Raw genomic sequence first — 12,448 nt, 5'->3', positions numbered from 1 at the left:
CACGCTGGTGATGGCTGTGACCACCACGGCTCGCAGCACCCCCAGCGTCAGGCGGCGCACCCCGGACGGGGGCCGGGGTACGCCGCGGGCGAATGGGACGGGGCCCCGCTCCCGGGTCAGGGAGCGGGGGTCAGAGAGTCAGGGCAGGTGGGTGCAGGAGGTCAGCGACGACCGTCGTGGTCGCGGTCCTTGTGGTCCCGACCGTCGTGGTCGCGGTCCTTGTGGTCCCGACCGTCGTGGTCACGGTCCTTGTGGCCCCGACCGTCGTGGTCACGGTCCTTGTGGCCCCAACGACCATCGTGGTCACGGTCCTCGCGGCCCCAACGACCATCGTGGTCACGGCCCTCGCGGCCCCAACGACCATCGTGGTCACGGTCCTTGTGGCCCCAACGACGGTCGTGGTCGCGGTTCTCGTGACGGCGGTGACGGCGGTTGTCGTCGTCACGTCCGCGGCCCCACGATCCGTCGTAGCGACGGCCCCACGACTTCACGTCGACCCTGTCGCCGTCCTCGTCGCGCAGGGTCGCCGTGTCGCGGCTGTCCCAGACGTAGTGGCGGAGGTTCTGGTAAACGTTGTGACGGTTGTCGCGGCCGTAGCCGGTGTGGACCCGCACCGAGGAGCGGCCGGCCAGACGCATGTCGAACCGGTAGGTACGGCGGCTCTCATCGCTGAGGGTCCAGCCACCGAGGTCAACCGTGCGGTAGCTGGTGTTGGTGACGGTGACCCACTCGTCGTTGAGGCTGCGGTTGGTGCCGTAGTCGGGTCCGGGGCTGTCGTACTGGATCTCGCCCAGGACGACGCCGGAATTCGAGTGCGACCGGCCATAACCGCGGCCGTTGTCGTCGGCGGCGGCCGGGAGAGCTGCGGCGCCCACCAGCGCGCCGGCAGCAATAACGGTTGCAGTGAACCGCCGTGCGGAACGGGACATGAAAACCCCTCAGGTGCAGGCCCGGACCGGGTGGCCCGAGCGTTGATCGTTCCCGGCGTAATGCCGAGAGCGCACACTTTGGCCCGATCGCCCGATTTGCGATAGACGCCTCGATACGTGTTACGAAATGCAGACATTTCCGTCACACACCCATGCACTGGGCACGTATTCGACTACCCGGGTACCTGTCAATCACTGACCGCTGCACCCACCCGTTCGGGACCGGCGCATCCGGCACGGTGTACGCCACGTCAACCCGCGCACATCACGGCTCACCCCTGCGCGACCGGCACGGAATTCCGTAACAGCCGTCGCCCACCGGGCCTCGAACGGACTTTCCGCCAGCCCGGGAAAGGCGAAAGGAGGTTCTACCTCTCTGCCGCCGCCGACGGCCGCCGATCATTGCGGGGTGGACACAACGGTGGTTCAGTGGGAGCTGAAGCTATGAATCGAGGTTCAGAGCATCGTGGCCTACCGCCCCACCGCCCGTACCGAGGCGACCCGGCTCGCGCATCGCCGGCGACTGCTGGACGCCGCGCGGCAACTGCTGGCCGAGGGCGGATACGCCGCGGCCAGCATCTCCGCGCTCGCCGAGCGGGCCGGAGTCGCCACTGGCAGCGTCTACAACCACTTCGCCTCCAAACAGGAGCTGCTCGCCGCGGTCTTCCGTCATGTCGCAGGTCATGAGCTCACCGCGGTCCAGCAGGCCGTGGGCGCCACAAGAGGGGCGGCTGAGCAGTTGCGCACCCTGGTCGAGGTCTTCGCGTTCAGGGCGCTGCGCACACCCCGCACGGCCTGGGCGCTGCTTGCCGAGCCGGTCGATCCGCTGGTCGAGGCGGAGCGACTGACCTATCGCCGCGGCTACCACGCCCTCGCCGAGACGGTCATCGCCGCAGGGATCGAAGCCGGCGAGCTGCCCGCGCAGAACGCCAGGCTCTCGGCCGCCGCCGTCATCGGGGCGATCAGCGAGGCGCTGCTCGGTCCGCTCTCCCCCGTGGGCGAACGCACCGCCCCGGAGCCGGTCGTGGCGGACATCGCCACCCTGTGCCTGAGAGCGGTGGGAGCGGGCTGCGACTGACCGCTCCCACCACACCGCCGTACCGGCAGAGCAACCTCCCGGCCGAAACTTCTCACCGCCGACGTCAGACAGGACCACCGACATGACCGTCACCGCACACTCCACCGACCTCCGGTCAGGGGCTCCCGCACCGCACCCCACCCACGAGGTCACCAATCAGGCGCCGCCCCGGACCGGCCTGGACGAGTACGGCACCAATCCGCCGCTCGTCGAGGCGGTACGGGCATTCGGCGCGGCCTGGCACGAGCCGGAGCTCCATGAGATCGGCAGCCTGGTCGGTTCGGAACCGTTCCAGCAGAATGCGGAGCTCGCCCACACGTCGCCACCCGCGCTCCGCACCCACGACCGGTACGGCAACCGCGTCGACGAAGTCGAGTTCCATCCCGCGTACCACGAGGTCATCGGCGCGGCTGTGGGCTACGGCACGCACACCGCGGCCTGGGCCGATCCGAAGCCGGGTGCCGCGGTCGCGCGGGCGGCGTCCTTCATGCTGTTCGCCCAGATCGAGCCGGGCCACGCCTGCCCGATGTCGATGTCGCACGCCGTGGTCCCGGTACTGCAGCGCGACGGCGAGGTGGGCCGGGACTGGCTCCCGGGCCTGCTGAGCCGCTCGTACGACCCGCGGCTGATCGCCCCGGGCAGCAAGTCGGGGCTGACGTTCGGCATGGGCATGACGGAGAAGCAGGGGGGTTCCGACGTTCGCGCCAACACCACCCGCGCGGTTCCGGTGGCCTCCGACCCCGACGGCCGGGCCCACCTGCTGACCGGCCACAAGTGGTTCTTCTCGGCCCCGCAGTCGGACGCCTTCCTCGTTCTGGCCCAGGCCCCGGCCGGGCTGACCTGCTTCCTCGTGCCGCGTGTGCTGGCCGACGGCACCCGTAACACCGTCCGTATCCAGCGGCTGAAGAACAAGCTCGGCAACAAGTCGAACGCGTCCTCCGAGGTGGAATTCGACGGAACCTGGGCGGTGCGGGTCGGCGAGCCCGGGCGCGGCGTTCCCACCATCATCGAAATGGTCAACCACACCCGTCTGGACTGTGTCCTCGGCACTACCGCGGGCATGCGCCAGTCGGTGTCCGAAGCGATCTGGCATGCGCGGCACCGCAGCGCCTTCGGCGCCAGGCTGGTCGACCAGCCCGCCATGACAGCGGTCCTCGCCGATCTGGCGCTGGAGACGGAGGCCGCGACCTGGACCTCGCTACGCCTCGCCCGGGCGTACGAGGCCGGCAGCAGCGAGTCCGAGGCGATGTTCCGCCGACTGGCCACCGCCGTGTCCAAGTACTGGATCTGCAAGCGCGGTCCGCACCACGCGTACGAGGCGCTGGAGTGCCTGGGCGGCAATGGCTACACCGAGGACTGGCCACTCGCCCGGCGCTACCGCGAGCAGCCGGTGATGGCCGTGTGGGAGGGCTCCGGCAATGTGATCGCGCTCGATGTGCTGCGCGGTATCGCCAGGACCCCGCAGTCCCTGGATGCCTTCTGGGCCGAGCTGGAGACCACAGCCGGGGCCAGTGCTGTGCTGGACGCGCATGTGCGTCGGGTACGTCAAGAGCTGGTCGCGGATCTGCGCGATCCGCTCGCTGCGGAGCTTCGTGCGCGGGCGACGGTCGAGGGCATGGCGCTCGCCCTGCAGTCCTCACTGATGGTGCGGCACGCTCCGGCGCCGCAGGCCGAGGCGTTCGTCGCCGCACGCCTGGGCGCGGACCGCGGTCACCAGTACGGCATCCTGCCGCGCGGCACCGACACCACAATTATCGTGGAGCGGCACTTCGGCGCGCGTTAGCTTGGTGTCCATGGACTCGAGATCCCGCACCCTGTGGCTGCGTACCGAACCCCTTCATGCGGTCGCGTACTTCGACGCGCAGTGCCGCGTCATGGGCAAGTCCCTTGGCCTGAAGGGGTTCTGGATGGGGTATTTCGCCGCGCGCATCGCTCCGATGGGGCAGGTCGACCCGGGTGCGGCCACCGCTGCACTCGGTGTCTTCGCCCCCGGGATGGTGGCGCGGGCCCTGCCCGCGGTGTGGCAGATCGTCACCCCCGGGACGATGACGGACATCCGCGCCCACCGGGCCGCCGAGGCGCTGCGCAAGGTCATCCCCGACATCGATGCCCGGGCCGGTGAGCTCTGCCCGCCGCTGGCGGCCATGGTGGAGGACGCACCCTTGATGGCCCGGCCCCTGTTCGCCGCCAACCGCCCGCTCTGCGACCGCGAGGACCCGGTGGAGAGACTGTGGCAACTCAGTACAGCTGTACGGGAGTTCCGGGGAGACGCCCACGTCGCCGCGCTCGCCGACCATGGTCTGGACGCTCCGGAGGCACTCGTGCTGGCCGCCGCGACCGACCGGGTCCCCCGCGACGGGATCCGGCACGAGCGGGGCTGGAGCGAGGAGGAGTGGGCGGCGGCCCAGGAGCGGTTGCGTGCGCGCGGACTTGTCGACGCGGGCGGGGCCGCCACGCCGCGCGGCCATGAGGAGCGCGATCTGATCGAGGACGCCACCGACCGGCTGGCCGCCCGGCTGCTGCGCGCGGTCGACGACGCCACCGTGGATACGCTGCTCACCGCGCTGGAGCTGCCGGCCCGACAGGTCCTGGGCGCCAAGGTGCTGCCGTTCCCCAATCCCATCGGGCTGCCTTCCCCGTCGGCGGAGTGAACTTCAGCAGTTCTGTGCCGGCGTCCGTGGATCCGCAGGCGGCCGGCCGTGGCCGGCCCGCCGACGGCAGATCCCGCGCAGGAGAACCACGGCCAGCGCGGCAAGGACGGCCGCGCCGAGGGCCGCCGCGCGTTCGGCCACCGGCGCACCCGCCGCGCGCGGCCGGTCGATCGGTTCCGCCTCGAACACGCCTGTGCCGCCGGCCCCGGGCGGTGCCGCGGGTTCGGGTTCGCGCGCAGCCACTGCCGCCTCCGACAGCTGCGCGGAAGAGCAGCCGGCGAACTGCCCGATGAGCCGGTCGCTGACGTCGCTCATCACCCCGCGGCCGAACTGGGCCGGCCGTCCGGTGACCGTCAGGTCGGCGTCGACCGTGACGGTCGTGCAGTCGTCGCGCTCGGCGAGCGTCCCGGTGACGGCGGCCGCGGCCATACCCTGGCCCCGCACCTCCTTGCCCTTGGCGGCCAGCACGATCAGGTGCTCCGGTTCGTCCTTCTCCAGGAAGGTCGCCGTGCCGCGGTACGTCACGGTGATCGGACCCACCTTCACCTTGGCGGAGCCCTTGATGGTCTCGCCGTCGAAGTCCTCCACGGTGGCGCCGGGCATGCAGCGCGAGACCCGCTCGATGTCGAGCAGCGCCCGCCACGCCTCGTCGACCGGTACCGGCACGGTGAAAGAGTGGTGCAGCTGCATGGTCTCCTCCTCACACGGACTTCGGTCGCGGCCGGTGGATCGCCCCGGCCGTGTCCGCCAGGGGGGCGCCGGTACCGCCCCAGCGCAGCGCGACGATCTCCGCGGCGATCGAGACGGCCACCTCCTCGGGGGTGCGGGCGCCGAGGTCGAGGCCGATGGGCGAGCGCAGTCTCGCGAGCTCCGCCTCGCCGAGTCCGGTCTCGCGCAGCCGGGCCAGGCGTTCCTCGTGGGTGCGGCGGCTCCCCATCACGCCGATGTACGCGGCCGGGGAGCGCAGGGCCACCTCCAGCAGCGGGACGTCGAATTTCGGATCGTGGGTGAGTACGCACATCACGGTCCGGTCGTCGGTGCCGGTGCCGCGCAGGTAGCGGTGCGGCCAGTCGACGACCACCTCCGCCCCGGCCGGGAAGCGGCGGGGATCAGCGAAGGCCGGGCGGGCGTCGCACACCGTGACCCGATAGCCGAGAAACACGCCGATGCGGGCCACGGCAGCAGCAAAGTCGATCGCCCCGAAGACGAGCATGCGCGGCGGCGGCGCGAACGACTGCAGGAACACCGTGACGTCGTCCTCGCGGCGTTCGCCGCGCGGTCCGTAGTGGCGCAGGCCTGTTGCCCCCAGGGCCAGTTCGCCCCGGGCGTCGGCGATGACGGCGACATCGAGGCCGCTGGTGCCCAGGGAGCCGGACACCGCGTCCGGCCATACGGCGAGCGCGGCGCCGCGCGGGGCGGGGCCGTCGGTCACGATGGCGACCACCACCGGACGGTGCGCGGCGACCGACGCAGCGACCTCACCGAACGCGGGATCGGTGACGGCCGACACGGGGCGTACGAGAAGGGTGATCTCGCCTCCGCAGGTGAGCCCAACGGCGAAGGCGTCCTCGTCGCTGTAGCCGAAGGTGTGGAGCTGTGCCCGTCCGGTCTCCACGACTTCTTTGGCCAGGTCAAAAACGGCGCCTTCGACGCAGCCGCCGGAGACGCTGCCCACGACCTCGTCGCCGGGGCCCACCGCCATCGCCGCCCCGGGGCCGCGGGGCGCGCTGCGGGTGACCGCGACGACCGTCGCAAGTCCGAACGGTTCACCGGAGGCGTACCAGCGGCCCAGCGCCGGGAGGATCTCACGCATGGCACTCACCGCCTGCCGGTGTGGCTCCGCCGACGGCGGCCGCCAACTGCTCCGCGACGGGGCAGAGCTTGCCGAGAGGGGGACCAGCGCGTGCATCGAAAGGAGCGTCGTCCGCCCGTAGGGCAGGCCAGGCGGCGTCTGGTGCGTACGCTCGCAACGCGGAGGGTCACCCGATACTGGGTGTATCGGGGCGAGCCCGACAACTCAGCGAGCGAGCGTGCCGGACGCCGCCCGGCAGACGGGACTGTCGAAACACGCCCTAGCTCGACACGTCGGTCCAGGCGTACGGCTTGCCGAGGGGACCCTTCGGGGGTCCGGCACCCACTGACTCCATTTCGCGGTCCGCCTCTCTCATCAGCTGGCTGGCGACATCCTTCATCGCGCGGCTCGCCGCGAGTTCGTCACCGATGATGGGGATGTCCACGTCCGTCGGGTTGCAGTGCGCCACCCCGTGGCCGGTGAGCTTCTCCGAACCGGTGTCCAGCACGGCTTCGGCCTTGGTCGTGCCTCCTTCCTCGGACAGATCGAGGTGGAGATTCCATTCCAGCGTGCGTGTCATTGCGCACCTCCTCGCCCGCGTCCGGCCACGGTGAGCCGCTACAACGCGGTTCTCTCTTCAGCATCCCTCCACCCGAGTCCGTTCGCGCGCTCCCGGCCCGGCCCCTTCGCGTCGGCACGACGTGATGCCCTGACGGCCGCTTGCACTGCAGGGTGTTCAGTGTCGAAATATGATGCAGGGGGCAGCCGGAAGAGGGCCTTACGGTTACGTACCACCACGTCAGGCCCTGTGTGTTGCGGCTCGCGAACGAATGCACTGCGGAGCGGCCCATGAACCGGCGTCGTCCTCCCACTTCGGCGAGTGCGGAGGAGCTGCTCACCACGTTGCAGCAGCTCACCGCCCGGGCGCGGCAGGAGGTGCAACTGCACCAGGCGCGCGTGGAGCTGGCCGAGGCGCTGCAACGCGAGATGCTGCCGGCCACCCTGCCCACCAGCTCCGGTCTGCAGACGGCGGCCCGTTACGCGCCGGCCCGCAGCGGCCTGGACATCGGTGGCGACTGGTACGACGGCTTTCCGCTGCCGGACGGCACGCTCGCCTTCACCATCGGGGACGTACAGGGCCATGATGTCGAAGCCGCCGCGTTCATGGGGCAGATCCGGATCGGGATGCGGGCGATCGCCGCCACGGCCTCGGATCCGGGCGAGATACTGAGCCGCACCAATGATCTGTTGCTGTCCGTCGACAACATGCTCTTCGCGACCTGCACGTTCGTCCGCTTCGACCCGCGCGCGTGGGTACTCGACACCGCGCGCGCCGGACATGTGTTCGGGGTGTGGGCGACGGTCGACGGACGCTCCGGCATTTCCGAGGACGCGGGGGGTCTGCCGCTGGGCATTCAGGCCGGTACGCAGTATCCGGTCACGCGCCACTGCCTGACGACCCCGGGGGCGTTCGTGCTGCTTACCGACGGGGTGGTCGAGGGGCCATCGTTCCCGATCGAGGAGGGCCTGGACACGGTGGTGCGGCTGGTGGCCTCACGCGCCACGGCCAGCGCCGACGAGCTGGCCGACGCGGTGCTGCATGCGGCGGAACGCACCGGGCACGAGGACGATGCCGCCGTACTCGTCCTGCGCCACAACGCGTCCCGGGCCGCACAGCGTGACGACCGGTGACACCGGGCAGCCCACCGCGAGCCTCCCCGAGCCGAGCGTGTCAGACAGCCGCCGCCCGGGCCCGCGGTGTCTCATGAGAGCTGTGATCCGCGGTGAGGGAATCAGAGGTCCGGCGGTGACCGCCCTCAGCATCCTGGCGGTCGCCGCCGCCTATTACGGGGTGGGACAGATCGGTCTGCTCAGGCAGGTGACCATCCAGGAAGCCAGAGTCACCCCCCTCTGGCCGCCGACGGGCATCGCGCTGAGCTCTCTGCTCTACCTCGGCCTGCGTATCTGGCCGGGTATCGCTCTTGGGTCCTTCTTCGTCGTCGCCACCGTCACCGGCCCGGTCGACCTCGCCACCCCTGGCATCGTCGCAGGCAACACCATCGCGCCGGTCTGCGCGTACCTCATGCTCCGCCGGGCCGGGTTCCGGAAGGAACTGGACCGGCTGCGCGACGGGGTGATCCTGGTCTTCCTCGGTGCGATGGCCGGGATGCTGATCAGCGCCACGGTGGGCACGGCCATGCTGGCACTCACCGGCAGGCTGCCGCTCAGCCATTTCTGGCCGGTCTGGGCGGCCTGGTGGGCGGGGGACGCCATGGGCGTACTCATCGTCACCCCCCTGCTCCTCGTGATGCGCAGGGCGCGGCGGCCGCGGAGGACCGCCCGATGGGCGGAGGCGACCGCGCTGGCAGTCGCCTGCGTCGTGATCGGCGTGGTGGCCACCAGAAGCTCACTGTCGATGCTCTACCTGCTGTTCCCGGTGCTCATCTGGGCAGCGCTGCGCTTCCAGCTGGCAGGCAGCGCGCCGTGTGCCCTCGTGCTGTCCGTGCTGGCGATCGTCGCGGGCACTGAGGAAGTGGGACCGTTCCGTGGTCACACGATCCTTGAAATCATGCTCAATCTGGCGATCCTCAACGGCGCCATGGCACTCACCGCACTGCTGCTGGCGTCGATCGTCAGCGAGGACATGAACATCCGGCGCAGGATCGAGCAGGCCTGTGAGGAGCTCGCCGACGTGGTGGACCATCTCGCACCGGGACGATCGGCCAGCGCGTGGCCGCCCCGCTACCGGGACGAGCGCGACGGCCGCTGACCTCCAGGCTGTGCGTCACTACGGGAAGTGGCGGTCCAAGAAGTCGTTGCGAAAGGTGCCGGACGGGTCGTACCGGGCCATCAGTTTCTCGAAGGCGCCGTACTTCCCGTACAGCGCGCGCAGCGTCTCGGGCGCGGTCGTGCACACCTTGCCCCAGTGCGGCCGGGCGCCGAACGGTGCGAGCGCCTCCTCGATCGCGCCGAGCACCGGCGTGACGGCGGCCAGGTCCGGGACCCATGTGAAGTGGAAGGCCACCGCGTCGATGCCGCTCGCGGGGCTGAGCCATAGGTCGTCGCGGGCCACGGCGCGGATCTCGCCGATCTGCAGCAGCGGGGCGATCCGGTCCCGGATCCGGTCCAGTGCCGCAAACGCCGCCGCGGCGTCGCGCCGTGCCACGAAGTACTCCGACTGCAGCTCGTCCCCGTTGCTGGGGGTGAACTCCAGCCGGAAGTGAGGCAGTCGCCGGTGCCAAGCGCCGGGGACGCCCTGCTGCCGGGTGCAGTTCCGGGCGGGCATGCCGTGGATCGGGTGGCGCGGGCCGTCCGCGAGCCGGGCACCGAGCCATTCGGCGGGTGCCTGCCGCGCGCCTTCGGTGTCCACCCGCTGCTTGAGCCAGACCTGGTTCAGCGGGCCACCACGCCAGTCGGTGAAGACGCTGACGCTGTACGCGGCGGACATCACCTCGTCGAATCCGTCCGCGTCACCGAGCCGGGACCGCGGCAGGTCCTCGTAGACCCACTGCTGTACGTCGAAGGCGGGCACCAGGTCCAGGGTCAGCCGGGTCACCACCCCCAGGGCGCCCAGGGCGACCACACCCCCGGGGAAGTCCGCGTCGCCGCGCTTCAGCTCCGCGGTCCGGCCGTCCGCCGTGACCATCTCCAGCGCCCGGACCGCCCCGGCGATCGAACGGTTGCCGATGCCCGAGCCGTGCGTGCCGGTCGCGCAGGCTCCTGCCACAGAGATGTGCGGCAGTGAGCCCAGGTTGTGCAGGGCGTAGCCGTTCTCATGAAGGACATCGGCGAACTCCCCGAAGCGCAGCCCCGCACTGACGGTGACCGATCCGGCCGCCCGGTCGATCTCGACGACGCGGTCCAGTCCGGCCAGCGACACAAGGTCTCCAGCCGTGTCCGCGACGGTGCTGAAGGAGTGCCGGGTGCCCAGTGCCCGTACCGTGGTGCCGGCTGTGGTGCCGGAGGCCACGATGTCCTGGATCTCGGCCACCGAGCGGGGGGCATGGAGGCGCCGCGCCCCGAAGGCGATGTTTCCGGCCCAGTTCTTCTCCGCGGGAGTCACGGCACGCCTTCTCTCTCTCGTCGCCGGCGCTCGCAGCCTCCGCTGATTCTCCCAGATGCGAAGGCGGCACCACGAGGCCGTGACATGTCCGCACATAGTCCCAGGGCGGATCCCGCCAAATGCCAACAGCCGACCGCAGACCTCCTGTATACAACACGGAACGGGACGAGATCCGAGCCATCGTTTATGTCTGAACTTCACGAGAACTCCAGCAAAATGGCACGTGTGTGGATATCGTGCAGCCAGCGAAGGCGCATCCGCCGGTCCCTTGGATCGGCGGGTGCGTCCCGTTTGTGGAGATGCAACTGTGACTGGGGGGTTCATGGGGCATGTCGAGCTACCCGAATCCGACATACCGGGATCCGTGGGACTGGCGGGGGCGCCACGACTACGGACCGCTTCGAATCGGCCTCGCAGCAGGGAACTTGAACGGCTGTGGAGTGCCCCGACTGTACAGCGCGAGCGTTCTGACCAGACGCCCGCACCGAAGAGGAGACCGGGCCGGTACCTGCCGCTCGTCGTCGGTGCCGATCTTCTCGGGATGGGGATACCGGCCTGGCTCATCCTTCGCACGGGCGGGCTCCCGCGGGCCCAACTTGCGGCGGCCGTCGCCGCGTTGGTGTGGTTCGGAGCCCGGCTGGCGCGTGGCCGGTACAGAATCAAGCAGCCGGGGGGCCTCCGGGGTGCACTGACCGCGCCCGGGGACTGGCTGCTGCTCATCGGCGCACTGGCCGTCCTCGGCACGGTGTTGGGCGAGCCGGTGAGGCCGGTTCCCACGGTCGAGGCGCTCCTGCCCGGCCTGCTGGTGACCGTGGCCGTCTCGCTCGTACGCCAACTCCCCTGGCCAGGAGCGCGGCAGCGCGCCGAGCACCGCGTGCTGGTAGTCGGCGAGGCTTCAGGGGTGGACCGGGCGGTGCGGCTGCTCGGCTCTCGAACGGACCACGCGTACAACGTCGTTGCGGCCATCCCCGTAGGGGAGGCATCACTCGACTGCGAGGCTCCGGTCCCGGGGCACCTCGCACCGGCTCCCGCCGACGACGACGTGTCGACGGTGCTGGGCGGGGCCTTCGCCCACGAGGCTGACCTGGCCCTGGTGATACCCGGACCACAGCTTTCCGGGGAGCGGCTGCGGCAACTGTCCTGGGGCCTGCACGACGGGGGGCTGCAGCTGTCCGTGCTGTCGGACCTCTCGGAGATCGCGGCAGGCCGGGTCCGACCCGCCTCGGCGGCCGGACTGACGCTGCTGCACATCGTGCCGCCGCTCCGCCGGGGGCCGCAGATGGCCCTGAAGGCTGCGGTGGACCGCACGGGTGCGGCGCTCGGACTGGTGCTGCTGGCACCGTTGTTGCTCCTGATCGGGGCAGTCGTACGGCTCACCTCCGAGGGCCCGGTGTTCCACCGCCAGATCCGCCAGGGCCGGCACAACCGGCCATTCACCATGTGGAAGTTCCGCACCATGGTCGAGGACGCCGAAACGCACAAGGCGGAGCTCGTCGCAGCGAACGAGAACGACGGTGCGATGTTCAAGATCCGTCGAGATCCCCGGGTGACGCGGATCGGCCGGCTGCTGCGCCGGAGCTCGCTCGACGAGCTGCCGCAGTTGCTCAATGTCGTCCGTGGCGAGATGTCCCTGGTGGGCCCTCGTCCGCCTCTTCCGGAGGAGGTGTCCCGCTACGACGAGCGCGAGCTCCGGCGGCTCGCGGTCCGGCCCGGGCTGACCGGGCTGTGGCAGGTCAGCGGGCGTTCCGACCTCTCCTGGCAGGAGACGGTTTCGCTTGATCTGTGGTACGTCGACAACTGGTCGGTGGCCACGGATCTGGGACTCATGGTCCGTACGCTGCGCGCCGTCACCGACGGCCGCGGGGCGTACTGAGAGCAGCGGGGAACGGATGCGGAAGATGAGCCTCGGCCGGGCGGGCCGCCGCAGAGCTGCGG

11 protein-coding genes are annotated in these 12,448 nt (G+C 70.6%); 6 read left to right on the top strand and 5 right to left on the bottom strand.

What is annotated here, in order from left to right; translation table 11 throughout:
• Positions 1-161: 161 nt before the first annotated feature.
• On the bottom strand, positions 162-929 hold the full coding sequence (locus tag ACNPQM_RS09335; RefSeq protein WP_418083629.1) for a lamin tail domain-containing protein: 768 nt from the start codon (positions 927-929) through the stop codon (positions 162-164).
• A gap of 466 nt (positions 930-1,395) precedes the next feature.
• Between ACNPQM_RS09335 and ACNPQM_RS09330 the strand changes: the two genes are divergently transcribed.
• From ACNPQM_RS09330 to ACNPQM_RS09320, 3 genes are all read left to right on the top strand, one after another.
• On the top strand, positions 1,396-2,007 hold the full coding sequence (locus ACNPQM_RS09330; protein ID WP_358860075.1) for a TetR/AcrR family transcriptional regulator: 612 nt from the start codon (positions 1,396-1,398) through the stop codon (positions 2,005-2,007).
• Positions 2,008-2,089: 82 nt separating this feature from the next.
• Entirely contained in the window at positions 2,090-3,790 is a 1,701-nt protein-coding gene (locus ACNPQM_RS09325; RefSeq protein ID WP_418083628.1) for an acyl-CoA dehydrogenase family protein, read from the top strand.
• 10 nt (positions 3,791-3,800) lie between these two features.
• Entirely contained in the window at positions 3,801-4,658 is an 858-nt protein-coding gene (locus tag ACNPQM_RS09320) for an SCO6745 family protein (protein WP_418083627.1), read from the top strand.
• Between the two features lie 3 nt (positions 4,659-4,661).
• On the opposite strand, the gene ACNPQM_RS09315 is transcribed toward ACNPQM_RS09320, so the two are convergent.
• From ACNPQM_RS09315 to ACNPQM_RS09305, 3 genes are all read right to left on the bottom strand, one after another.
• Entirely contained in the window at positions 4,662-5,348 is a 687-nt protein-coding gene (locus ACNPQM_RS09315) for an SRPBCC family protein (protein WP_418083626.1), read from the bottom strand.
• 10 nt (positions 5,349-5,358) lie between these two features.
• A complete protein-coding gene (locus ACNPQM_RS09310; RefSeq protein WP_418083625.1) occupies positions 5,359-6,471 on the bottom strand; it encodes an XdhC family protein in 1,113 nt (370 codons plus the stop codon).
• A gap of 259 nt (positions 6,472-6,730) precedes the next feature.
• Positions 6,731-7,030 carry a DUF1876 domain-containing protein gene (locus tag ACNPQM_RS09305; RefSeq protein WP_418083624.1) on the bottom strand — a complete coding sequence of 100 codons (300 nt, stop codon included), beginning with the start codon at positions 7,028-7,030 and terminating at the stop codon, positions 6,731-6,733.
• 269 nt (positions 7,031-7,299) lie between these two features.
• Here ACNPQM_RS09305 and ACNPQM_RS09300 point away from each other — a divergent pair, with 269 nt between their 5' ends.
• Positions 7,300-8,142, top strand: coding sequence for a PP2C family protein-serine/threonine phosphatase (locus tag ACNPQM_RS09300; protein ID WP_418083623.1), 843 nt, complete (start codon positions 7,300-7,302; stop codon positions 8,140-8,142).
• A gap of 82 nt (positions 8,143-8,224) precedes the next feature.
• On the top strand, positions 8,225-9,220 hold the full coding sequence (locus ACNPQM_RS09295) for an MASE1 domain-containing protein (protein ID WP_418083742.1): 996 nt from the start codon (positions 8,225-8,227) through the stop codon (positions 9,218-9,220).
• Positions 9,221-9,238: 18 nt separating this feature from the next.
• Here ACNPQM_RS09295 and ACNPQM_RS09290 read toward each other — a convergent pair whose 3' ends face one another.
• Entirely contained in the window at positions 9,239-10,513 is a 1,275-nt protein-coding gene (locus ACNPQM_RS09290) for an FAD-binding protein (RefSeq protein ID WP_358860067.1), read from the bottom strand.
• A 364-nt stretch (positions 10,514-10,877) separates the two neighbouring features.
• Between ACNPQM_RS09290 and ACNPQM_RS09285 the strand changes: the two genes are divergently transcribed.
• A complete protein-coding gene (locus ACNPQM_RS09285; RefSeq protein WP_418083622.1) occupies positions 10,878-12,386 on the top strand; it encodes an exopolysaccharide biosynthesis polyprenyl glycosylphosphotransferase in 1,509 nt (502 codons plus the stop codon).
• Positions 12,387-12,448: the final 62 nt, after the last annotated feature.

This window comes from Streptomyces sp. NPDC056231, from assembly GCF_048270745.1.
Classification (GTDB): Bacteria; Actinomycetota; Actinomycetes; order Streptomycetales; family Streptomycetaceae; genus Streptomyces.
The sequence above is the reverse complement of the archived record's forward strand: the minus strand, read 5'-3'. Positions and strand labels throughout refer to the sequence as shown.